This is a genomic window from Chitinophaga sp. (genome assembly GCF_019236475.1).
In the GTDB taxonomy this organism is placed as follows: domain Bacteria; phylum Bacteroidota; class Bacteroidia; order Chitinophagales; family Chitinophagaceae; genus Chitinophaga.
Window position 1 is genome coordinate 402816 of the sequence record NZ_JAFAIX010000003.1, and the last position, 22864, is coordinate 425679.

The 22864-nt window shown below is 45.4% G+C and carries 16 protein-coding genes; 10 read left to right on the forward strand and 6 right to left on the reverse strand.

All coding sequences use genetic code 11. The annotated features are described in order from the left end of the window. Positions 1 to 72 precede the first annotated feature (72 nt). Complete coding sequence (locus tag JO154_RS03860; RefSeq protein WP_291941970.1) at positions 73 to 1983, reverse strand: DUF3857 domain-containing protein; 1911 nt, start codon at positions 1981 to 1983, stop codon at positions 73 to 75. 2 nt (positions 1984 to 1985) lie between these two features. Continuing rightward, positions 1986 to 4004: a DUF3857 domain-containing protein gene (locus tag JO154_RS03865; protein WP_291941971.1), complete on the reverse strand. Its 2019-nt coding sequence runs from the start codon at positions 4002 to 4004 to the stop codon at positions 1986 to 1988. 100 nt (positions 4005 to 4104) lie between these two features. Here JO154_RS03865 and queG point away from each other — a divergent pair, with 100 nt between their 5' ends. Next, complete coding sequence (gene queG, locus JO154_RS03870) at positions 4105 to 5025, forward strand: tRNA epoxyqueuosine(34) reductase QueG (protein ID WP_291941972.1); 921 nt, start codon at positions 4105 to 4107, stop codon at positions 5023 to 5025. Here queG and JO154_RS03875 read toward each other — a convergent pair whose 3' ends face one another. Together JO154_RS03875 and JO154_RS03880 are read right to left on the reverse strand one after the other, a co-directional pair. Further along, positions 5026 to 5793: a hypothetical protein gene (locus tag JO154_RS03875; RefSeq protein ID WP_291941974.1), complete on the reverse strand. Its 768-nt coding sequence runs from the start codon at positions 5791 to 5793 to the stop codon at positions 5026 to 5028. It abuts the gene before it with no gap. A gap of 325 nt (positions 5794 to 6118) precedes the next feature. After that, a complete protein-coding gene (locus JO154_RS03880; protein ID WP_291941976.1) occupies positions 6119 to 6433 on the reverse strand; it encodes a hypothetical protein in 315 nt (104 codons plus the stop codon). 269 nt (positions 6434 to 6702) lie between these two features. On the opposite strand from JO154_RS03880, the gene JO154_RS03885 reads away from it, so the two are divergent. From JO154_RS03885 to JO154_RS03915, 7 genes are all read left to right on the forward strand, one after another. After that, a complete protein-coding gene (locus JO154_RS03885; protein ID WP_291941978.1) occupies positions 6703 to 9543 on the forward strand; it encodes a TIM-barrel domain-containing protein in 2841 nt (946 codons plus the stop codon). 381 nt (positions 9544 to 9924) lie between these two features. Next, entirely contained in the window at positions 9925 to 10497 is a 573-nt protein-coding gene (locus JO154_RS03890) for an alpha/beta hydrolase (protein ID WP_291941981.1), read from the forward strand. An 83-nt stretch (positions 10498 to 10580) separates the two neighbouring features. Beyond that, the gene (locus JO154_RS03895; protein ID WP_291941983.1) at positions 10581 to 11132 is read left to right on the forward strand and encodes an RNA polymerase sigma factor; all 552 of its coding nucleotides are present in this window, start codon (positions 10581 to 10583) and stop codon (positions 11130 to 11132) included. Between the two features lie 189 nt (positions 11133 to 11321). Beyond that, the gene (locus JO154_RS03900) at positions 11322 to 12257 is read left to right on the forward strand and encodes a FecR family protein (protein ID WP_291941985.1); all 936 of its coding nucleotides are present in this window, start codon (positions 11322 to 11324) and stop codon (positions 12255 to 12257) included. A gap of 33 nt (positions 12258 to 12290) precedes the next feature. After that, positions 12291 to 15689 (forward strand): TonB-dependent receptor, encoded by a 3399-nt coding sequence (locus JO154_RS03905; RefSeq protein WP_291941987.1) that lies wholly within the window; start codon positions 12291 to 12293, stop codon positions 15687 to 15689. Positions 15690 to 15707: 18 nt separating this feature from the next. Further along, a complete protein-coding gene (locus JO154_RS03910) occupies positions 15708 to 17222 on the forward strand; it encodes a RagB/SusD family nutrient uptake outer membrane protein (protein ID WP_291941988.1) in 1515 nt (504 codons plus the stop codon). Positions 17223 to 17296: 74 nt separating this feature from the next. Then, positions 17297 to 19141: an alkaline phosphatase gene (locus JO154_RS03915; RefSeq protein ID WP_291941990.1), complete on the forward strand. Its 1845-nt coding sequence runs from the start codon at positions 17297 to 17299 to the stop codon at positions 19139 to 19141. A gap of 85 nt (positions 19142 to 19226) precedes the next feature. On the opposite strand, the gene JO154_RS03920 is transcribed toward JO154_RS03915, so the two are convergent. Then, the gene (locus JO154_RS03920) at positions 19227 to 19874 is read right to left on the reverse strand and encodes an HAD family phosphatase (protein ID WP_291941991.1); all 648 of its coding nucleotides are present in this window, start codon (positions 19872 to 19874) and stop codon (positions 19227 to 19229) included. 199 nt (positions 19875 to 20073) lie between these two features. Here JO154_RS03920 and JO154_RS03925 point away from each other — a divergent pair, with 199 nt between their 5' ends. After that, on the forward strand, positions 20074 to 20877 hold the full coding sequence (locus tag JO154_RS03925; RefSeq protein ID WP_291941993.1) for an alpha/beta hydrolase: 804 nt from the start codon (positions 20074 to 20076) through the stop codon (positions 20875 to 20877). 26 nt (positions 20878 to 20903) lie between these two features. Next, entirely contained in the window at positions 20904 to 21749 is an 846-nt protein-coding gene (locus JO154_RS03930; protein WP_291941995.1) for a hypothetical protein, read from the forward strand. A gap of 2 nt (positions 21750 to 21751) precedes the next feature. On the opposite strand, the gene JO154_RS03935 is transcribed toward JO154_RS03930, so the two are convergent. Next, positions 21752 to 22852, reverse strand: coding sequence for a hybrid sensor histidine kinase/response regulator (locus JO154_RS03935; protein WP_291941997.1), 1101 nt, complete (start codon positions 22850 to 22852; stop codon positions 21752 to 21754). Positions 22853 to 22864: the final 12 nt, after the last annotated feature.

The following is a 22864-nucleotide window of genomic DNA, read 5'->3' on the forward strand; positions in this document are numbered from 1 at the left end:
TCTACCCATAACAAAGAGAAAGGCGCCTGGACATGCAAATCCGGCGCCTTTTTTTATCTTTGAAATCCAACACTACTGTTCCTTCACCAGCACTAACCGGTTCCGGTCTGCTTTATAAATTGTATTTGCAAAATTCATGATCTCATTGTATTCCGCAACAGCGTACGTACCTCCATTGATGTCTAATTTTCGTATATACATAATGGTATTTCCATTCACCGCCAGGGTAGTAGATAATGAACCGTATTTGCTAGTCAGCACCTGTGGCCTAGGTTGCGTTTCTACTTTATATCCAGCCGGAATAGTGATGTTGACAGTGTCTGTTTTACTGTATGCCAGCGGAAAAGCGATGGGTGAAAATCGCGCAGAATCTTCTTCTAATTTGATACCGTATCTACTCATGACATTGGGTAGCAGGAACATTCGTTTACCCGTTACCGTAGCATAATTAGTTGCCGTTATTTCCAACTTCTCCGTTAATGTAGGCAGTAATTTTTTGTCTTCGCTGGTTTCGTAAGCAGTTACATCATAATTGGAAAAATCCAGGCCATTTCGCAATATTTCCAACTGTTTTTGCTTGCTTATATTGTTGATCATTGCAGAAAGCTCGTCTTGCATCATGCCAGTGGAGCGGATTTCCGCCTTTATCTTCATATTTCCATTTTCATCTACTACAGCATTCACCAGGGAGCTTTTGTGATTATGTTTCTGACCATAATGTGGCGTATGTGTCAGTTTACTATGCAGTGAATCCAACACGACTACTGCCCTATTGCCAGTAAAGCCACTCAGGTAACCAGCAGGCAGGTATGCGCTGGTACATTCCAGCCATGTAGTATCTTTCTTGCCAGGAACGCATGCAATCACGTGATTAAACCAATCGGCTGCAAAATCTTCCGGGAACATACGCGGTTCGTCTCCACCTTGTACCAGTACCATATTTGCAGGTATGCCTGCTTCTCTCAGCATTGCACACATCATATTGGAGAGACCTTTACAGTCGCCATATCCTGTTTTGGCAGTAGTTTGCGCATCGATGGTCTGAAATCCGCCAATGCCCAATTGTATACTGATATAACGGAAGTTACTCTGTAGATAGGAATATAAGGCACTGATTTTTTCTTGTTCGGTAGAAAGGTTATCCGTGAGTTGATGCACTTTCGTCTTCATATTATCTGGTAGTCCATCTCTACCCGCGTTAAGGCGATAAAAGAAGTTACCCAGTTCTTGCCAAGAGCCTGATTTGCCATGGAATGCACCATAGTCAAATTCACTGGCAGCCAACAATACAAATGGCACTCTATTCAACATCGGCACGGCCAATGCTTCCTTCTTTATGGCTGGAATGTTGGAGAAAGTCCAGGTGTAATTTTTTCCTTCTTTCGCATCTGCGATTACTGGTTGTACTGGTGTTTGCAACATTTTAAACCGCAATTGCAGGTCGGCGGGCATTGTCACATTCAGGACTGCTTTCTCCACTGCTTCCGTTCCTAATTCCTGTGGTTGGAATGTGCGCAGGAAGTAGGCACTATTCAGTTTATATTCCACGGTATACTCTATCGTATACGGATATCCGAAACCCGTGAATTCATGTAATTTATACCTACCATCAGAGATCAACTGGGCATCACCACCAGCGGCCACATCCCGGATATCGCTCTGGCGGAGCTTCTTCACCTGATTACCTTTATCATCGTAATAGGCGCCGGAGATACTGCGGATTTCCATCTGCTTATCATATGGTTCCATCAGGCTGCTGCGCTGATCGGCCTCTCTGTCGAGGATAGTGATCACCTGGTGTTGTACCGCCCTGATCTCTTTACCATCGATTACGCGAAAGGTGGTTTCGTTCAGCCGCATGATGCTATGCGCATTCTTCTTCAGTCCTTCGGGAATAGCAGATGCAGGATAAAAAGGCTCTGCAGCGAGCAGTGGGAGCTGCCAGCAGCAGAGCAGAAAAGATAATAATTTAAGACTTTTCAAGGTTATGCTTTTTTCTTTTTCAGCACTATTTGTTCTGCCTGTTTTTTAACAATCATACCGAAGAAATCACGCAGGGAAGGATAATCTTCCGGATCGAAGGTGGCTTTCTTCAGTTGGATACGGCAACGCATCTGTATACGATCCTCTTGTTGCTGTATCAGGTATTGGAATATGCCTTCGGTATCATTGAATTTCACAATAGCGGATTTAGGCAATTCATCTACCACATAGCCTTCTGGCACCTGGAAGTTCATAGAATACATTTCATCATACACTGCATTCATTTCCACAGGGAATCTACGTTCTGCGGCTTTGAAGATATTCTCCTTATAAGCACTACCCACAATTGGATTCACATAAATCACCTCCTCATCTTCTCCTCCTTTCATTTTGAAATCATAGGTCACCATGATTGGACCATTGAGGCTATCCAGATCATCTATATGTCCGTTACTTACTTCCAGATCTCCATTGTATGACTTGTTGATTCTTTCAAAGAATCCTTCTTTCTTTTTACTTTGAATTTCTTTGCGGATTTTATAGGATTGCAGATAGGTTGGACGTTGTTGCAACTGGCCATGGAATACACCTTTTTCGAATTTATCGAAGCTAACGCTGGTCATTTCCGCTTCCTGGAGAGAATCCGCAGAAAGGGCGATGTTCGTTCCCATTTCATCAACGATTCTAGCATCGCCATTGTAGCAGGCTGGCATCAATTTACCAAACCCAAGTAACGGATCAGTGGCATCGAGGGTAACCATATTATCATCCAATCTTACACCCGCTACCACGTAGTTAAAGCGGGATAATAGCGGATAATAGGAAACATAGCCATGATCTCTAGTACTGAGGATAATCGGGAATGCATCGAGCTTAGCACGACGCAGGAGCCCTACCAGGAGGAGGTTGATATCCGAAACGCCCCCTTTCTTGCTGGTAAGCGTGGTTTTTAAACGCTGTGAAGTCCAGATCCCACGGTCATCATTACAAATAACATTTGTTTTTACCCAGTTGAATATTCTCGATGCTTTTTCCTGGTCTGTGGTGGCGCCTTTGATAAGATCATCAGTGAGGTTATCCATGAAGTTGCCGTTTTTACCCATTGCAGCGCCGAAGTCTTCGTCTTTATTCAAATCTTCCATCAACTTAGGCCAAGTATTTTTTACCTCTTTTGTGATCTCGCCTATTTGATAGGAAGCCAACTGGAATTCAATCCTGTTGACATAGTTCTTCGTAGTCGTAATGAATGGCTCGTCCCGCATAGCTGGCAGATCTTTCACCGCCCAGCGGAAGTGGGTAATCTCACTGCTTAGCGTGGTATTGTAAGACTGGCCAGTAGGGCCGTTTGGCTCATAGCGGAAGCTGAATGTAGTATGACTGTAGTTCTTGGTTTTCTCCGTATACGGTTCAAAACCAGTACCCATTTGAACAAATCTGAAGAAATCCGGTACAGACACGGTGTATTCACTCCAAAGCGTAGGTACGTCATGTTGGAAAGTCCAAGGGGCCGGGCTGCTTCCGAAAGGAGAAGTCTGTGTATAACTGTATTCGATGATGGTCCCTTCTTTTACACCTGGGATAGCAAATTTCTTGGTGACAATATTTTTGCTGGTTTGTTCGGTGTATATATCCTTACTTTCCAGCTTGGTTTCTTTTATTTCTCCATTCTCCAGGTTATAGGCACTGGCTTTTAACTTGCTGACTTCTTCCTGCTCACGATCTCCTTTTAAAAGGTTGATAGTGACGTTGGCATAGTCATATCCAGCTTTATCCACGATTTTAAAGCGCTTATGTACCTTATAGACCAATTGCAATGATGATCCATTGGTTTCATAAGCAGAGCTACCAATTTCGGAGATAATGATGGCGTGAGCACCGGTGTCCTTTGCGGAGCTGAGACTAAACTCTTCCTTGGAGATTTTACCGAATTTCATTTTAGCACCGTCCTGGGCATGCAGAACAGTAGAGAACAAACAGCTGGTCAGGGTAAATAATGCCAGCACGACAGAATTATAGCGCATAATGTTACAGATACAGGGCTTGATTAATTTCGGGTAAAGATATTATTTTCTATGCCTCCCCTCTCCGGGTATTCCCATGTACTTGTTGTAATTTTGCGGCGTGGAACATACCCGATTCATAAAAGAACTTGCCCAGGAACTGGGATTTGACTACTGCGGCATATCAGCGGCAGTGCAACTGGATGATGATGCACGTAGGCTAGAGCAGTGGCTGAACAAGGGTATGCATGGCTCCATGCATTACATGGAGAATCACTTTGATAAGCGTATTGATCCCCGTAAACTGGTAGATGGCGCCAAGTCTGTCATCACACTTTTATACAACTATTTTCCTGCCGAACGCCAGCGGGAAGACGCTCCCAAAGTTTCCAAGTATGCGTACGGGCAGGATTACCATGAGGTTATTCGGGCTCGTTTGAAAGAGATGCTGGCACGTATGCAGGAACGTATCGGGCAGGTACAGGGCCGAGGATTTGTGGACTCTGCGCCCGTATTGGAACGTAGCTGGGCGCGGAAGAGCGGTCTGGGATGGATTGGCAAAAATGGTAATATTATCAACAAGCAATCTGGGTCTTTCTTTTTCATTGCTACGCTGATTACGGATATTCCACTGGAATATGATGGGCCGGTGGGTGATTTCTGCGGTACTTGTACCCGCTGCCTAGACGCATGCCCAACAGGCGCGTTAGTAGCGCCGGGAGTGGTAGATGGGAGTCGTTGTATCTCCTACTTCACCATTGAGCTGAAAGACCAATTGATCCCGGAAAAGATGAAAGGTTCCTTTGATAATTGGATGTTTGGCTGCGATACCTGCCAGGATGTATGTCCCTGGAATCGCTTTGCAAAAGCCAATAAGGAAGCGGCATTCAAGCCGATTCCCGCTATTCTTGATTTTTCTACCAACGATTGGGAGGAAATGACGGAAGAAGCATTCAAGGCCATCTTCCGTCATTCTCCCCTGAAACGCAGTAAATATGCAGGTATCAGGAGAAATCTCCAGTTTCTACATCTAGGAGAATAATTATTTCTTTTTCTTCACCTGTTTAATCAGCCAGGCAGACAGGTCTGCCGCTGCGCCATAATTCTGATAATCCGGCGTCAGGCGTTTTCCATCGGTGTATTCATTATAAAACCAAGGATCTCCTACTGCGAAAACAGTACCCTTGCCCACTTTGGACACTGCCATTATCACATAGTTACCATCTTTATAAACAGCTCTGGCTGGCGCTTTCACGTTCATGGTAGACAATTCCTTAATATATACTTTTTTAACATTCGGGAAAATCTCATGATTAGCAGGGATTATCAAGGCGCCTTGCTCATAATTACGGCCCTGTACGCGGTTGCGACTATCGCCATTGAAATGAATACCGAATTTCTCTGACAATTTGTTGAAATGCGTAAATTCTGCATTCAGGGAATCATTTTCCATCAAAACCAGTACCCCACCGGCTTTCACCCAGTTATAAATCACATCTGCATCCTTGCTATTCATATAATTGGGAGATGGTGATTCCAGCTCTGTATCAGGATCTACAATGATATAGACGTCTGTGTTTTTCAGATTGGTGGCAGTGGGTGCAGCCGCCAAGGTATCCCTTTTTACACCTAGGGAATCGAAGATATGGCCCCAGATGGAAAATCCACCATTTTCCTGTTCTTCCCAGGTATAGTGCCAACGGATGGTATTCCCCGCTTTGTCTTTCTTAAATTCATGATTGTACCAATAATCCAGGGTTACCCGGACATCCTTTGCAGGAGTGCTTTGCGCGAACACAGGACTAAGCATGCCTGTCAGTAAAACAGACAGGATTCCGCGGCATAAAAGAGAATAACGTGGCATAATAATTTTTCAAATTGGGCAAAAAACTAGTGATTATTTCTGAGAAATTATAATGCTATTGGGTTTAAAATAGGAAAGGTCGAAAGAATTCGACCTTTATTGCTAAAATTCCACGTTATGGCACTCAGGTCCATAAACTCTTTATATTGAAAATATGATGTATCTGGTTTAGAGGGGATGGTGGCCTGATAATCCAAGCGTAGTACAAATGTAGCATATGCTAAACCTATTGTCAAGTATTAGCAGATTTATTTTTTTAAAGGATTTTACTTTAATAGTGGAGGTTTTTTATTCGTTCCAAGGCGCCTGTCGGCGCCTTGGAACAGTTGGAAAGGGGAATTGATTGTTTTTTGAGATAGGCGGGGGTGAATGGCGTTTGTAAACTTTTGGGAGGAATGAATTTGGTTTTGCCATAGGCGCGAAATAGGGCGCGGAGAATAGTGGCGAGTAGGAATTGATTCGGTTTTAGCATAGGCGCACAATATGGTGCGGAGAATAGTGACCTGGAGGAATTGATTCGGTTTTGCCATAGGCGCACAATACGGCGGATAAGAGTGGTGCGGAGGAGTTGATTCGGTTTTGCCATAGGCGCACAATTTGGCGGTGCCTGGAGTGGCGGGGAGAATTTTGATTATGTTTTTAATGCACCCCTCCTATGTAGCTAAGAGTGAGCAAATCCGCCATGGTGGCTGGCATCTCATCATATCAACCCCTTAACACCCACTTATCTATACTTCCTCGCTCAACATTTTAACCCCTAATATGTAACAGATCCTACCCCTTGATCTGATCTACCCTTTCTATTTTTGTTCCCATCGAAATGCAGCGCAGGCCACGCTAAAAATTCCACGTATTATGATAAAAAGGACCATTCCGATTGTTTTATTAACATGCTTCACTTCCTGGTGCCATGCCGGAGAGGTGGAGAAACTAAGCGACGGCCTACTCATTAAACTGGATAAAAATGCCAGTCACGGTACCTCGCAGATAAGATTACAGGTTGTCAATGAGAAAATTATTCATGTCACGGCCACTCCTGATGAAGCAATCAGTAGCACGCCTAGCTTGATGGCCATCGCCGCCAGCACGCAAACGATTCCCTGGGATTACAGCGATAACAGTGAAGTATATACGCTGAAAACCAAATCATTAAGGGTAGATATCCATAAAACTACCGGCCAGATTGTATACCGATATCCGTCTGGGAAAATCATTTTGTCTGAAAACCTGGATGGTGGCCGACAGTTCAAGTCGGTAAATATTAACGGTAAACAGTTGTATAATATTCAGCAGATCTTCCAGGTCAATCCACAGGCCGGACTCTATGGCCTGGGCCAACATCAAACCGGATTGATGAACTATTACGGGGAAGACGTTGATCTCACCCAATATAATTCCATTGCAGCTATTCCATTTCTGCTATCTACCGATAAATACGGTATCCTCTGGGATAACTATTCTATTACCAAATTCGGCGATCCCAGGACCAAACAAGACCTGAATGCTTTGCATCTCGTTTCTGCCGATGGCCATGCAGGCGGATTAAGCGCCACCTATGCGGATAGATCCAGCGGCAAAGTGCTGTTGAGAAAGATAGACAGCACCATTAACTATGCGTTCCTGGAAGATCTACCTCAGTTGCCTCCACAGTTTCCCCTCGCTAAAGGGAAAATTACCTGGGAGGGCACCATGAGCGGCGACCAAAATGGCGACTATAAATTTTTCGTACAGTCGTCCGGGTATTTGAAAATCTGGATGAATGGCAAACTAATATTGGATAAATGGCGGGAAAGCTGGAATCCAGGCCCCTCGCAGTTTAAGCTGCCCATGAAAAAGGATATAGCCGTCCCCGTTAAAGTGGAATGGATCCCGGAAACCGCGCAATCCTTTTTATCTATTCACCTGCTCTCTCCTACCCCTGCAGCCTATAACAACAAAGCCATATTTACCGCTGAGGCAGGAGAAAAACTAGATTATTATTTCATAGTTGGCAATAGCATGGACGAAGTAATTAGTGGATACCGTCAAGTTACTGGTAAAGCTACTATGCTGCCGCAATGGGCATTAGGCTTCTGGCAGAGCCGGGAAAGATATAAAACACAAGCAGAGATCATCTCTACAGTGGCCGCTTTTCGCCAAAAACAGATTCCACTGGATAATATTGTCCTGGACTGGAGCTACTGGAAAGAAAATGCATGGGGAAGTCAGGAATTTGATACGAAACGATTTCCAGATGCAGCAGGTATGATACAACGTTTGCACGACGATTATCATACACAGTTCATGATCTCCGTATGGCCTAAGTTTTACGAAGGCATTCCTACCTACCAATTATTCGATCAGTATCACTGGTTATACCAACAGAATATCCGCCATCGTCAGCGCGATTGGATTGGGAAAGGCTATGTATCCACTTTCTACGACGCTTTTAATCCCGATGCCCGCAAACGCTTCTGGCAGTTAATGAATGAGCAGTTATTCAGCAAAGGCGTAGATGCGTGGTGGTTAGATGCCACAGAGCCAGACATCCTCAGCAATGCTAATATGGATACCCGCAAAAAACTGATGGACCCAACTGCTATTGGGCCTGCAGCGCAGTATTTCAATGCCTATTCATTGGAGCATGCCCGTGGCGTATATGAAGGCCAACGCAGTGTGAAACCCGATCAACGTGTATTCATCCTTTCCCGCTCCGCCTATGCAGGCATTCAGCGATATGCGGCCGCTTCTTGGAGTGGAGATATAGCTGCCACCTTCGATGAAATGGCCCGGCAGATACCGGCCGGACTGAACTATAGCATGTCTGGACTACCTTATTGGACCACAGATATCGGCGGATTTTTCGTGGAAGATAAATATGATCGCCCGCATCCTGTGGGGACGGCTTTACAAGAATGGAGGGAGCTGAATACCCGCTGGTTCCAATATGGGGCTTTTTGTCCGCTCTTCCGTTCACACGGACAGTATCCATATCGAGAGCTATTTAATATAGCGCCAGAAGGCAGTGAGGAATATAATTCCATGTTGTATTATGATCGATTGCGTTATCGCCTGTTGCCTTATATCTATTCCCTTGCAGGCAATGTATATCATCGGGATTATACCATCATGCGCGGTTTACCAATGGATTACGGGGACGATAGTACGGTTTTCAAAATCAGCGACCAGTTTATGTTTGGAGACGCCTTGCTCGTGAATCCTGTTACTGTCTACAAAGCCAGGAATAGGCGTTTATACCTGCCCAAAGGAAATGGCTGGTATGACTTCTATACAGGGAAGTATCAGCAGGCTGGATATATCACCGCTACCGCTCCCCTATCGCGGATGCCACTCTATGTAAAGGCAGGTAGTATTCTGCCTATGGGGCCCGTATTGCAGTATACCTCAGAGAAGAAACCGGATACATTGAACATTTACGTATACACTGGTCAGGATGCATCTTTTGACTTGTATGAAGATGAAAATATTAACTATGGTTATGAGCGTGAGGCTTACAGCAGGATTGGATTTAAATGGGAGGAAGCCAGTAAAACCTTGCGGATCGGCGCCAGGGAAGGCAGTTTCCCAGGTATGTTGGAGCAACGGTATTTCAGGATCATTTTCATAGATCCACAACATCCGTCCTCGCCGGATTTGCCAATAACTAATGAACTAATAACATATAATGGAATAGCAAAAACGATCAGGGCCTTCTGACCCAGATCAATTTCTTTAAACTCTTTTTCATTTTAAAATTCCACCACGTGAACCTGCCCTAGTAATGGGCAGGTTTCTTTTTTAAAGACATTTACTTTAATAGTGGAGATTCTTCTTAGTCCCTATGCGCCTGTCGGCGCATAGGGACATTTCGGAAGGAAATTGATTATATTTTGTTGAAAACACGAAAACGGCGTATTGGGACATTTCGGAAGGAAATTGATTATATTTTGTTGAAAACACGAAAACGGCGCATAGGGACATTTCGGAAGGAAATTGACTATATTTTGTTGAAAACACGAAAACGGCGCATAGGGACATTTCGGAATAAAATTGATTGTGTTTTTTATTATCTTTCATAACAAACCAGCATATCTGACTATGGAGATTAAGGTCCTGACCGCGCCAGGCCTGGGTAGTTCCGGTCCTAGCCACTGGCAAACATTGTGGGAACAGTTTATTCCCGGCACTAAGAGAATAGAGCAAGCCTCCTGGGACTCGCCCGTGTGTACCGCTTGGGTCATGCATATAGAACGGGAGGTAGCCGCTGCTGGTCCTGGTGTTGTCATTGCGGCGCACAGTCTTGCTTGCCTGGCAGTAGCCCATTGGGCACAGCAAACCAAGCGGAGTATTGCAGGCGCCTTGCTAGTAGCTCCAGCGGACCCCAATGGCCCCCATTTCCCTAAAACCGCCGCCGGCTTTGAACCAGTTCCCCATACGAGATTACCTTTTAAAAGTATTTTGGTGGGAAGTACGAACGATGAATATTGTTCACTAGACAGGGCCACTTATTTCGCCGCCTCCTGGGGTAGCCGCTTTGTCAATCTGGGAGCAGCAGGTCATATCAATGCTAATTCAGGACTTGGAGAATGGCCAGCAGGCTTGCATTTACTACAGGAGCTAAACGGTGGACTGCTGATTCCAGGAACAATTAACACAAAGATAAACCAGTGACATCCCTCACAAGATAAGAGACATGTTACCTTTGGCCCTGCACATCCAACTTATTGTATTTATTATCACCTTTTAAGGACAGTATGCCAGAAACACTGATGTGGGAACGATTTCAGAAGGGCGATACCATTGCATTTGAGCATATTTTTCAGGAACACTGGAATATGTTGATGCATTATGCCTGTAGCATCCTGCACGACGATGCTATGGCTAAGGATGTATTGCAGAACTTCTTCCTCGAACTATGGGAGAAAAGGGAAGCATTACCAGTACCACAAGAAATCAAAGCCTTCTTGTTATTTCTCTTGCGCCTCCGTATCCTGAATGCTTTACGCAAAGAAGATATTCGTAGCAGACATGAACACAGCTTTGCCCAATTGCTGCAAGAGCATACCTCCAATAGTACTGACCAACTGTATTATAAACAGATGTATGAAGAACTGATGCAACATCTGAACCAACTACCGCCAAAGATTCGGCAAGTATTTTATATGAGCAAATTCGAATACCGTAGTGTCGCGGAAATTGCGGCTGCCCTAGGCGCCTCTGAGCAAACGGTACGTAACCAATTAAATACCGCTAACAAAAGATTGAAAGTGATGTTGAAAGGCTCTATCGCCTCTTTCCTGTTGTAGGGAGACAGCCACTGCACATTGCCAATGCCCTTACCCACCGGTAAGAGCCGGATACCTTTTTGTCCTATCCTTCCCTATCCCAGTATTACCAAATTGTTAAGCCGACAGTCGCAATAGTTATCCGCTTCGTGTCGTGTGACATATCAGTATAACAAGCATTTTAAAGAGAGAAGCTAAATCGATTTATCATTGGAAAGAAATGCAATATATCAGCTAATCGCCAAATATAGAGCCGGCAAATGCAGCGTGGAAGAAGTAGTATTACTCATGGCCTGGATGGATAAGATGCACGCCGCCGCGCCAGCAGCAGCACTTCCACCAGAGATGCAGGAATCTGTTAAACAGGCATTGCTGAAACATATTCATACCGGTAATGTAAAACCATTATATAAATGGAAACGCTGGGCAGCAGCAGCGGTAGTACTGCCCGTACTGGCCTTCTCCTGCTGGTGGTATCAGCAAGCATCCCGCAAAACAGGTGTGGTAGCCTGGACAAAAATCAGCACCGGATTAAAAGAAGTAAAAAAAGTACAACTCCCCGATGGATCACAGGTATGGCTAAACGCTGCCAGTACCCTGGAATATGCTAGCAGCTTCAATCACCAAAACCGCTCTGTGAAAGTACACGGACAAGCCTATTTCGATGTACACCAGGATAGTCGCCGTCCTTTCCTCGTGGAAGCGGGCCAACTACGTGTAGACGTACTCGGTACTGCCTTCTCTATTACCAGTATAGCTGGGCAGCCAGCTAGAGTGGCCGTGGCTACCGGTAAAGTACAAGTATCTGAAAACAAACAAGTATTGGGCGTGCTCCATGCTACGGAACAACTGATTATCACACCAGAGAAAGCCATCTTTAGTAAAACAGATAGTACTAGCATCAGCAGTTGGACCACCGGAGAAATTATTCTCAGCGACGTGTCCCTGCAACAGGTGTTATGGGAACTGGAAAACTACTATGGTATTCAGTTTCATAGCCAGACAGATATATCCCGCTGTCGCCTAAACATCAATTTCAGCAAAGCGATGACGCTGCAGGACAAATTGGATATCATCTCCAAAATCAGCATCTCACCAAAACTGCATTTCCATACTACAGATCATAAAAATTATACGATTCAATAACGAACAGACAATTCATATTTTAATACAAACACTATGCAACCATCATTGCGTCACCACCTCAAACATCCCAAAAGGGTAAAGCCTGTGCTAATGCTATTGCTGGCCGCCATCCCTTTCACAGAAAGCTTTTCGGCATTCAGCCAGGCATTACAGCATGTAGTGCCAGGTATGGAAGTGAAAAACGGCACGCTTACACAAGCTATTGCCTCTTTGGAAAAGAAGGCGGGTGTCAGGATTTCTTATGACCAACGCGCTTTATCCACTGTTCAGGTAGCACCACATTCCTGGAAGAATGAAACGGTAGCCGCTATTCTCGCAGACCTACTGAATAGCACTGGTCTGAAATATGAAGAGCGTCAGCAGACGATTGTTATCTTTCCTGCCGGACAAGCTAGTGCCGACAACTCCCTGCAACAGGAGAAAAAGATAACTGGTACGGTTACTGACGCCAACGGTCCGCTGCCAGGCGCTGTAGTATTGGTGAAAGGTACCAGCAAAGGCGCCATCACTGACGCTACCGGACGTTTCGCTATCAATGCTACCACAGCGGGAGAAGTAATCCTGACAGTGAGCATGGTGGGTTATAAAACAACAGAAGTAGCCTACAACGGCGCTCCACTCCAAGTTGTAATGGCTACCAACAGCCGCGAACTCGGACAGGTACTCGTAGTTGGTTATGGTTCTCAGAGTCGTACTAAAATATCCTCTGCTATCACCGATGTAAAACTGGACAAACTGAACTCCCGCTCTGTAAATAGTGTGGAAGAAGCCATGCAAGGTAAAGCACCAGGCGTAGTAGTACAGAACCAAGGCGGCGACCCCACCTCTCCTCCTAAAGTATATATCCGCGGTACAGGCGGTATCAACGGTGAAAACCCACTGTATGTAGTAGATGGTTCTATCTATAATGGTTTAATCAACCCGGCAGATATCGAGTCTATTACCGTACTGAAAGATGCGTCCGCCGCTATCTATGGTGCTAGAGCTTCCGGAGGTGTTATCCTGATTACTACCAAGAAAGGTAAATCCGGCAGAATGAGCGTGAACGCAGATGCCAAATTCGGGGTACAAAAGGTTTACAAAACCATGAAAGTCCTGAATGCAGCAGAGTTCAACAATGTAATGAACCAAGCGTATGATAACGCTGGTAAAACGCGCAACCCGGCCTACGATCCAACCCAAAATCCCGATGGTAATATCACCCGCACTGACTGGATGGATGCAATCACCCGTACCGCTCAATTGCAGGAATACAATGTTGATCTGAATGGAGGTAACGATAAATCCAAATACTTCATGGGCTTTGGTTATCGCAAACAGGAAGGTATCCTGTTAAACACTTTCAATGAAAGATATAATTTCCGCCTGAACACTGAGCACCAGGTTGCTCCATGGCTGAAAGTAGGTGAAAACCTCTCCTATGCATTTTCCAATGGTAACGGCGCTAATACCACCAGTGCTTATACTGGCGCTATTCTCACCGCTTTATACTATACGCCAAGCGTAAGCCCTTATCAGCCTGATGGCTCCTTCAGCGGCCTTCCTGTGAAATTTGCAGGCGCTTACGGCGACGTAATCAACCCAGTGGCTTATCTGCAACGTCTGGATAGCAAAAATCCAAAGAGCTTCCTCCTGATCAACCCTTACGTGGAAGTAAAGCTCCCTGCTAACCTGACTTTCAGATCCAACCTGGCTATCAATAAGGTGTTTGATAATACCAAAACCTTTAACTCCCGTATCCTGGAAATAGGTAAGATTTTTGACTTCAACAATCTCTATCTCTCCAACAGCAATTCTAACGATGTACTGGCAGAGCAAACGCTTACCTATGATAAACAACTGCAAGGACATCATGTCAATGTGGTAGGTGGTTATAGCTTCCAGCAATACCGTCGCGATTACTTCAGCCTGTTGGTCAATAACTTCAACGATGAAAGGCCAGCTTACCGTTACCCACAAAATGGTGCCGCGGTTGATCCTAATGGCTTCCTAGGTGGAAAAGATAAATCAGCACTCGAGTCTTTCTTTGCTCGTCTGAACTATGACTATAAAGCGAAATACCTGTTCTCTTTAGTGGGCAGACGTGATGGTTCCAGCTTGGTAGCTCCGCAGAACCGTTACCAGAACTACTATTCTGTTTCCGCAGGATGGGTACTGACCAACGAAAATTTCATCAAGGATAATATCTCTGATAAAATCCTTTCTTACCTGAAACTTAGAGCCAGCAATGGTTTACTTGGTAACCTCGCTTCATTGCCTGCAGGTGCGGTAAATCCGTTATTAGGTAAAACTACTACCTATGGTGGCGCTACGCCAACTGTTGGAAATGGATATGCTGAAACCGCACTGGCAAACCCCAATCTTACCTGGGCTGAGTCCAAACAAACCAATCTCGGTCTGGATCTGGGCTTACTGGACAACAGGATTTACCTCGTAGCAGATTACTACATCAAGAATACCATCAAAATGCTGCGTCAGAAACCACCATTAAGTACAGATGGCGTTCCAAACGGTACTTGGATGAACGTGGGTGATGTACGCGACAAGGGTATCGAACTGGGTCTTACTTTCAACAGCAAACAAGGCAGCGAATTCCAGTACAGCATAAGCGCAAACCTCGCTACTGTCAACAATAAACTGGTAAGCCTGGGCCTCGGAGATAGAGTACTCAATACTTCCAATATCAATATCCGTAGCTCCATCACGCCTATTCGCATCGAAGAAGGACAACCACTGTATTCCTACTACCTGGTGAAAACAGCAGGCATCTTCCAGTCACAACAAGAAATTGATAACTATACCTGGACAGATCCTAAAACCGGCGTTACTACTAAAATTCAGCCGAATGCAAAACCAGGAGATCTGAAGTTCATTGACGCCAACAATGATGGTAAAATCAACAACTCTGATCGCCAGTTCATGGGTACGCCATTCCCTAAATTCACCTATGGCTTCTCCTTCAACGGTAGCTACAAAGGTTTTGATATCAACATCTTCGTACAAGGCGTTCATGGCAACAAAATCTTCAACGCGCTTAAATACACTGGCCTAGCACCATTGGTGACTGGTCAGGGTTATAACCTGCTGGCAGATGTTAAAAACGCCTGGACACCAACCAACACTAATACCAACATTCCAAGAGTATCTATCTCTGATCCTAACGGTAACTTCGGAACTACCTCCGATTGGTACCTGGAAGATGGTTCCTACATGCGCGTAAAGAACGTTACACTGGGTTACACCCTGCCTGATAAACTGACAGGACGTTACCATATCAACAAATTACGTGTATTCGTTACCGGTAACAACTTGCTCACTATTACCAAATACACGGGTATGGATCCAGAAGTTGGTACGGATACCTACGGTATTGACCTGGGCCGTTATCCACAAGCAAGAGGATTTATCGCTGGTCTGAACCTGAATTTCTAATACTAACCGGACATTTTTATGAAAAAGACAATATACGCTTTCTCCATACTGGCAGGACTTAGCTTCACTGCCTGCAACAAAAAGCTGGACGTAGTACCGGAAGGTTCTCCGTCGCTCGGAAACTTCTGGCAGACTTCACAGGATGCTACCAGTGGCGTAAATGCCATGTACGAACAATTTGATGATGAAAACTTCTATGGACGTGGCTGTTTCTGGTTCATTGACGCCAGCGATGATATGGTGGTAGGTCGTGGTAAACCGGAAGCGGAAAACATCAAAAACTTTAACTCTTCGTTTATTGGTGGTAGTTATACGGATGGCCAGTGGTCGCTGCGTTACATCGTTATCAAACGTGCCAACGACGTACTGCGGAACGTTCCTAATATCAAGATGAACGATGATCTGAAAAGACGCTATCTTGGAGAAGCTTACTTCCTGAGCGGATTGATGTATTATCAACTGGCATATAACTATGGAAATGATCAAGCGGGTGTTCCTATTGTCAGCAAATACAGCCCAACGCCAGGTGCGGTAGTACCAAGAGCGGCTAATGTGAACGTCAATTACGATTCCATTATTACTGATCTGAAACGTGCTGCCTCCCTGCTGCCGAACTTTGATACTTATAAACCGGCAGATTATGGCCACGCGCACAGAACCGCGGCACTGGCTTATCTGGCAAAAACATATCTCTACAAAAAAGATTATGCGAATGCAGAAAGCTACGCTGATTCTGTAATTTTAAGTGGCAAACATGCGCTGTTGCCTAATTTCGCGGATGTATTCACCATCGCCAATAACTGGACATCTGAATATATCTGGTCTGCATACAGCACTGCTGCTGGTACCAGCGGCTGGGGAAGTATCCTCCCAGGCGTAATGCTGGAACTGACAGGTTGGGGTAAATACAATGGCTGGGGCTATTACATGCCTACGAGAGAGCTGGTGGACGAATACGAACCAGGCGACCTTCGCAAAGCCGCTACTATCCTGCAACCAGGCGATCAGTTCAAATATTTCGGCGATACCAGAACTTATAGTTCTACCAACAGTAACAGTGGCTACCAGTTCCGTAAGTACATGGAACCATTTGGTTATGCCAATCCAGTGGGTACTTACCTGAGCCCTAACGGTGACCACCCTACGACAGCTTTAAATCCACCACTGTTACGTTATGCAGAAGTGATTTTGATCAAAGCAGAAGCGAAACTGATGCAAGGTAAGAACGCAGATGCAGAGATCAATTTGATCCGCCAACGTGCAGGACTGGCGCCTATCACTGGCGCTACCATGACCAATCTGAAACATGAAAGAAGAATGGAACTGGCTGGCGAATGGGCCGACCGTCACCGCGACCTGGTAAGATGGGGCGATGCGCAAGCTGCTTATGCTAAACCTTTACATGGTTACGATCCTACCAAAGTAATTTGGCCTGCTCGTAATTTCAATCCGGCTGTTCACAACGTTTGGCCTGTACCACAACGCGAAATCGATGCGAGTGGCGGTAAAATCCAACAGAACCAAGGCTGGTAACAACTGATTTGTATTTCTAAACCGGACCCCTTGCCAGTCTTCGGTAAGGGGTCTTTCTTTAACAATCATTTCCATTGAAACGACTTTTCTTCCTACCCGCCTTCCTACTAGCAGCTAACGTATATGCACAAACGAAAACTTATACGATGGCGCAAGCACATTCTCACAACGACTACGAACGCAGTACGCCGTTCTACGCAGCCGCGTCTCTCCAATTCGGCTCTATCGAAGCAGATATTCATTTGAAAGACGGAGAATTGTATGTAGCCCATGATACCAAGGATATTCAAACGGTCCGCACCTTTCGCAGCATGTACCTGCAACCGGTTTTACGCCAGTTTGAACTGAATAACGGTCAGGCCTATACGGACGGTACGCCTTTGCAATTATTGATAGATGTTAAAACTGCCGCCGCCCCTACCCTCAAGGCTTTGCAGCAGCAATTACTGCCTTACCGCCAGTATTTTGACCGGTCTGTTAATCCGAAAGCCGTTCGCATTGTGCTTTCCGGCAACCTGCCACCCGTAAGCGAATGGCAGCAATACGATCCTATGTTCTTCTTCGACGGGCGTCCGGATAGTACCTATCCCGCAGAGATGCGTGCTCGTATAGCCATGCTCAGCACGGATTTCGAAAAGTATTCCAAATGGAATGGGAAAGGCACCCTCACACCAGAGGATTTAAAAGCCGTAAAACAGATTATCGATAGTACACACGCCAGGGGCTTCGCTTTCCGCTTCTGGGGCGCGCCAGATACCAGGAGCGCCTGGTACAAACTGATGGATCTGGGAGTAGATATGATTGGTACCGATCACCCGGCTGCCTTCTCCGATGTTATAAGGAATGTTTCCGCCACGACGACTGGCAGTCTCCCTATACATCCTGTTTACACGCCCACTTATGCCAGCGATGCGACCAATATCAAATCGAAAAATGTCATCCTCTTCATCGGCGATGGTACGGGGTTGGCACAGATGTATGCCGGCTATACCGCCAACAAAGGGGATCTGAATATATTTCGGATGAAACAACTGGGACTTTCCAAAACCCAATCCTCCGATAACTACCATACCGACAGCGCCGCTGGTGGTACTGCCATGGGCAGCGGCAAAAAAACAAATAACCGGGAAATAGGCATGGACAATACATATGTTTCCATTCCTGTACTGCCGGAAATCCTGGCTCCTGCTGGCATTCGGAGCGGCGTGCTGGTAACCGAAGAGATTACAGGCGCTACGCCTGCCGCTTTTTACGGACATACCGCGGATAGAGATAGTAGTCGCACCCTGTTTCATCAACTGGCCGACAGCAAGCTATCGCTGGCAATTGGCGGAGGAAAAGAAGAGTTAGAACAGGAAACCACTGCGAGATGGCGAGACACACTGGCTACCCAAGGTATTCTCATCACCGATGCCGCGAAGTGGAACCCTACTACTGGCAACCGTACCTTGGTGATATTGAGCAATAAAGTAGTGAACTCCATGCAACAGGGCCGTGGAGATTACCTGAAGCAATCTTTGAAAAAGGCATTACAGCAACTGAACGCCAGCGGCAAAGGCTTTTTCTTGATGGTAGAAGGCTCTCGCATCGACCATGGCGGCCATTTCAACAACCTAGATTACCTGGTGCGGGAAATGCTAGATTTTGATGATGCAATTGGAGAAGCCATGGCTTTTGCAGATAAAGACAAACAAACCACTATTATCGTCACTGCTGATCACGAAACTAGCGGACTGGCCTTAATGGATGGAGATATCAGCCAGGGCTGGTTGCGCGGACATTTCGCCACCAATGATCATACAGGCATTCCCGTTATGGTATTCGCATACGGGCCCAATTCTCAGCTTTTCAGAGGAGTATATGAAAATACGGAGATCTTCAGTAAAATTTTGGAATGTTTCCGGATATCCCGAAAATAAAAGCGTCTTGTTTTTCACATTTGCAAAGGGATTGACGTCTGCGACGTCAATCCCTTTGCTTACTTTTTGATACAGCCTCGGCTAATTATTTAAAAAGTGATGGCAGCACCGGATCATTATAATCCTCGATGAATGCAATAATATTATCATATTGATCAAATTCGCTACGGGTATGCATGGTAGTGATCACCACTGCCTTCATACCCGCATTGGCGGCCGCTTCTACCCCTTTAGGCGCATCTTCAAACACAATGCAGGTTTCCGGTGCTACGCCCAGTGCTGTTGCTGCTTTCAGGAATACTTCCGGGTTAGGCTTACTGGAACTTACATCTTCCGCGCCGATAATAACCGGGAAATAATGACGGATGTTCAGGTTATCCAGTACATAGTCCACATTGAATTTATCCGCAGCCGTACCGAGTGCCATGGGAATGTGGTTAACAGCAGCTTTTTCCAGGAATACCGGCAACCCAGCTATCAGTTGCAGGTGTGGCCGGAAAGCCGCCTGGTAAATTTCTTCTTTTTGACGGGCATAGGTAGCCATTTGTTCCGCGGTAAAATGGCCTTTCCCGAAGATTCTCTCCAGTAGTTCCTCATTTTTACCATACATATGTGACCTTACTTCTTCCCTACTGAGGCCGGCTCCCAGTTCATTTAGCTTATTATACCACCCCTCCAGGTGATACTCCATGTCGTTGATCATGGTACCGTTCATGTCGAAAATAAATGCCATCTTTCTGTTCAACGGTTTCGTTCTACAATAAAAAAATGTATATTAGACTGATTTTAGTGTTAACTAAATGCATACAAGAAATTGTATGGTCCATTTGACCGTGTCTGCTGCAACAGGCGCGGTTTTTTTTCGGGCGCAAGGTAAGTGTTTATTATTTATATTTGATTTTTGAGAAAAACCGATACCCTGTAAAATAATCATGATGGATATTTTCCAGAAGCATAATATACATATCGTTGGAAACCTAGAATCCCCACAGACACTGATTTTTGGTCATGGATTTGGTCTTGATCAGACCTCCTTCCAACATATTATCCCTGCTTTTGCAAACGATTACAAAATCGTTTTGTATGATAATGTGGGCGGAGGAAAGTCAGATATCAATGCTTTCAGTTTCCATCGTTATGCCACCATAGACGGCTATGTGACAGATCTGGCAGAAATGATTGCCGCACTGGATTTGAAAGGTATCACCTATGTAGGGCATAGTGTGACTGGGATGATCGGCTTACTGACCAGCCTACGTCATCCAGGTATTTTTGAACGCCTGGTGATGATTGGTTCCAGTCCCCGTTACCTGGACGACCCATCGAAAAATTATATCGGCGGGTTCGATCAGCCAGCGCTGAATGGCCTGTACGATGCGATGGAGAGTAATTTCCATGCATGGGCAGCCGGATTTTCCACCCTTGTAATGAACCAGCCGAACCGGCCGGAATTATCCGCCGCTTTTGCCGCCTCATTGCAAACCATCCGTGCGGATATCGCCGTAGCAGTGGCTAGGTCTATATTCCAACTGGATCACAGACAAGTATTAAAAGATGTAAATATTCCCGTACTGATACTACAAACCGCTGAAGATATTGCCGTTCCGGCAGTAGTCAGCGAATACCTGGAAAGCAATATCCCTTACAGCACAAGGGTTAAAGTGAACGCTACCGGGCATTTCCCGCAAATAAGCGCACCAGAGGAAGTTATCAGCGGCATGCACTCTTTTTTATAGATTTTTTCATCCTTCAACCTATAAGTGTGACTAGTTGGGAAAGTAAAGCGCTCAGTTTTATTAATCAGACAAGCAGATGGGACAAGGACAAACATATTTCCTCCTTTCTGACCTTCAGCATTAACCTGCTGAAAACATTATTTCAAACGAATATTACGCTGCAAGTAGAATTTGAAGACGAATCTACCGCCAGGGTGAAGAATGCCTCTCCTGTTTACCTGGACGACATGATACTCGATCCGGAACCTATCAAGAAACTACTGTACAGCAACGGTTTCAAGACAATTTACTGGCAATCTATTCCTACTGCAGATCATGCGCTGAAAGATATATTGCAGGCCTTCTCCTCCGCCATTATCATCCCACTGGCAACAGAACCTACTACCAGTGTGATTTTAATGGGCTGGAGTGAACCCATGATCTTTAATCATTCTTTCCAAGAATGCGTGGAAACCATCCGGCTCCGCTTAAAGGAAATCCTTACCTATTCCTTGCAGCATAGCCATTTTCAGAAAGTGGCCTCTAGGTATTCTGCCATCATGCATACCATCCCGCATGCACTTATTTTCATCAACAACGACGGCTTTTCCGGCTGGGTAAACCAACCTGCCGCCGAGTTGCTGCACCTTTCCGGCCCTGGCGAACAGTTGCCAGCCATCTTATCAGATGCCATGATGCAACTACGCAGCAAAACCACCAATGCGGCAGAAATATACCAGGAAGCTATGCGACTGTTTTCTTCCCAACAAAATAGCATTACCTTCTGGGAATGGAGATTTGCATCACCGGAAGAGATGACCTATTACGTCACCTGCCTGCCGGTGTTGAACCAACAAGTAAGTGGTAGATTATGGATTTTTGAGAAAAAGTAGGGTTAGTTCCTACTCCATTGAAAGTAGAAACGGCTGCCCTCACCGGGTTTCGAGTCTACCCAAACCTTTCCGCCCTGCTCTTCTACCAACATTTTAAAAATATTCAGGCCGATCCCACTGCCTGTACCGCCATCCCCTTTCTCAAACAGTTTGAAAATCCTATCTGTATCACGAGAGGCAATCCCAGGTCCGTTGTCCTCCACATAAAATTCGTAGAAGTCTTCCCTGGCTGAAGAGTCCTGACCACCAATATTAATGACCACCTTTTCCTTATCGTTGTGTTTGATAGCATTGGCGATCAAGTTCTGAAATACCTGTTGCAGCTTTAATTTATTGGTAAACAGCGTAGGTAGTGCTGTATCATATTGGACTTGCACATTTTTAGGCAGGAACAGCAAAAGCGTTAATTGTTGTAGCAACTGTTGTACATCTACTATTTCTTTAGGAGCAGCCTCATCATTTTTCAGGGTATAGTCTAGCACGCTGGTAATCATACCCGTAAGGTGATTCGTGGCATTCAGAACAATGTCCATGTACTCATTCAGGTCTGGCTCTTTTTTGATTCTTTCATCTTCGCTGATGAGCGTCAATAGGCCGATTGCCCCGTTGAGCGGGGACTTCAGGTCGTGGGCCACCACGTACATGAAGCGTTCCAACTGTTTGTTGATTTTCTCTTTTTCCTGGAGGGCTACTTTCAGTTCATTCTGATAGCAGTATAACTTTTCAAATACATTCACTTTGGCGCGGGTAATATCCACGTCCAGGGGTTTGGATAGATAGTCCACCGCTCCCTCTTTAAAGCCTTTCAAAACGTACTGCTCCTCTTTGTTGATAGCCGTCACAAAGATGATGGAAATGTCCTTAGTACGGGGATTTGTTTTAAGGAGACGCGCCACTTCATAGCCATCCATATCTCCCATTTGAACATCCAGCATAATAAGACCGATATCGTTGTGTTTCAGGGCCATTTTCAGCGCCTCATTTCCGGATGAGGCTTTGAGGAATATCCTGTCGGGGGCTTGTAGCATGTCTTCCAGCGACAGCAGGTTTTCCTGCTTATCATCCACGAGTAAGATGGTAATTTTTTTGGAAGGTTCCGTCATTTCATTCTCGAT

What these genes read in the sequence shown, in the direction of transcription:
- JO154_RS03890 (WP_291941981.1), top strand. Translation starts at nt 9,925, where the DNA reads ATGGAGATTAAGGTCCTGACCGCGCCAGGCCTGGGTAGTTCCGGTCCT.
- JO154_RS03880 (WP_291941976.1), bottom strand. Translation starts at nt 6,433, where the DNA reads ATGGCAAAACCGAATCAACTCCTCCGCACCACTCTTATCCGCCGTATT.
- JO154_RS03925 (WP_291941993.1), top strand. Translation starts at nt 20,074, where the DNA reads ATGATGGATATTTTCCAGAAGCATAATATACATATCGTTGGAAACCTA.
- JO154_RS03885 (WP_291941978.1), top strand. Translation starts at nt 6,703, where the DNA reads ATGATAAAAAGGACCATTCCGATTGTTTTATTAACATGCTTCACTTCC.
- JO154_RS03920 (WP_291941991.1), bottom strand. Translation starts at nt 19,874, where the DNA reads ATGGCATTTATTTTCGACATGAACGGTACCATGATCAACGACATGGAG.
- JO154_RS03935 (WP_291941997.1), bottom strand. Translation starts at nt 22,852, where the DNA reads ATGACGGAACCTTCCAAAAAAATTACCATCTTACTCGTGGATGATAAG.
- JO154_RS03875 (WP_291941974.1), bottom strand. Translation starts at nt 5,793, where the DNA reads ATGCTTAGTCCTGTGTTCGCGCAAAGCACTCCTGCAAAGGATGTCCGG.
- JO154_RS03905 (WP_291941987.1), top strand. Translation starts at nt 12,291, where the DNA reads ATGCAACCATCATTGCGTCACCACCTCAAACATCCCAAAAGGGTAAAG.
- JO154_RS03895 (WP_291941983.1), top strand. Translation starts at nt 10,581, where the DNA reads ATGCCAGAAACACTGATGTGGGAACGATTTCAGAAGGGCGATACCATT.
- JO154_RS03910 (WP_291941988.1), top strand. Translation starts at nt 15,708, where the DNA reads ATGAAAAAGACAATATACGCTTTCTCCATACTGGCAGGACTTAGCTTC.
- JO154_RS03865 (WP_291941971.1), bottom strand. Translation starts at nt 4,004, where the DNA reads ATGCGCTATAATTCTGTCGTGCTGGCATTATTTACCCTGACCAGCTGT.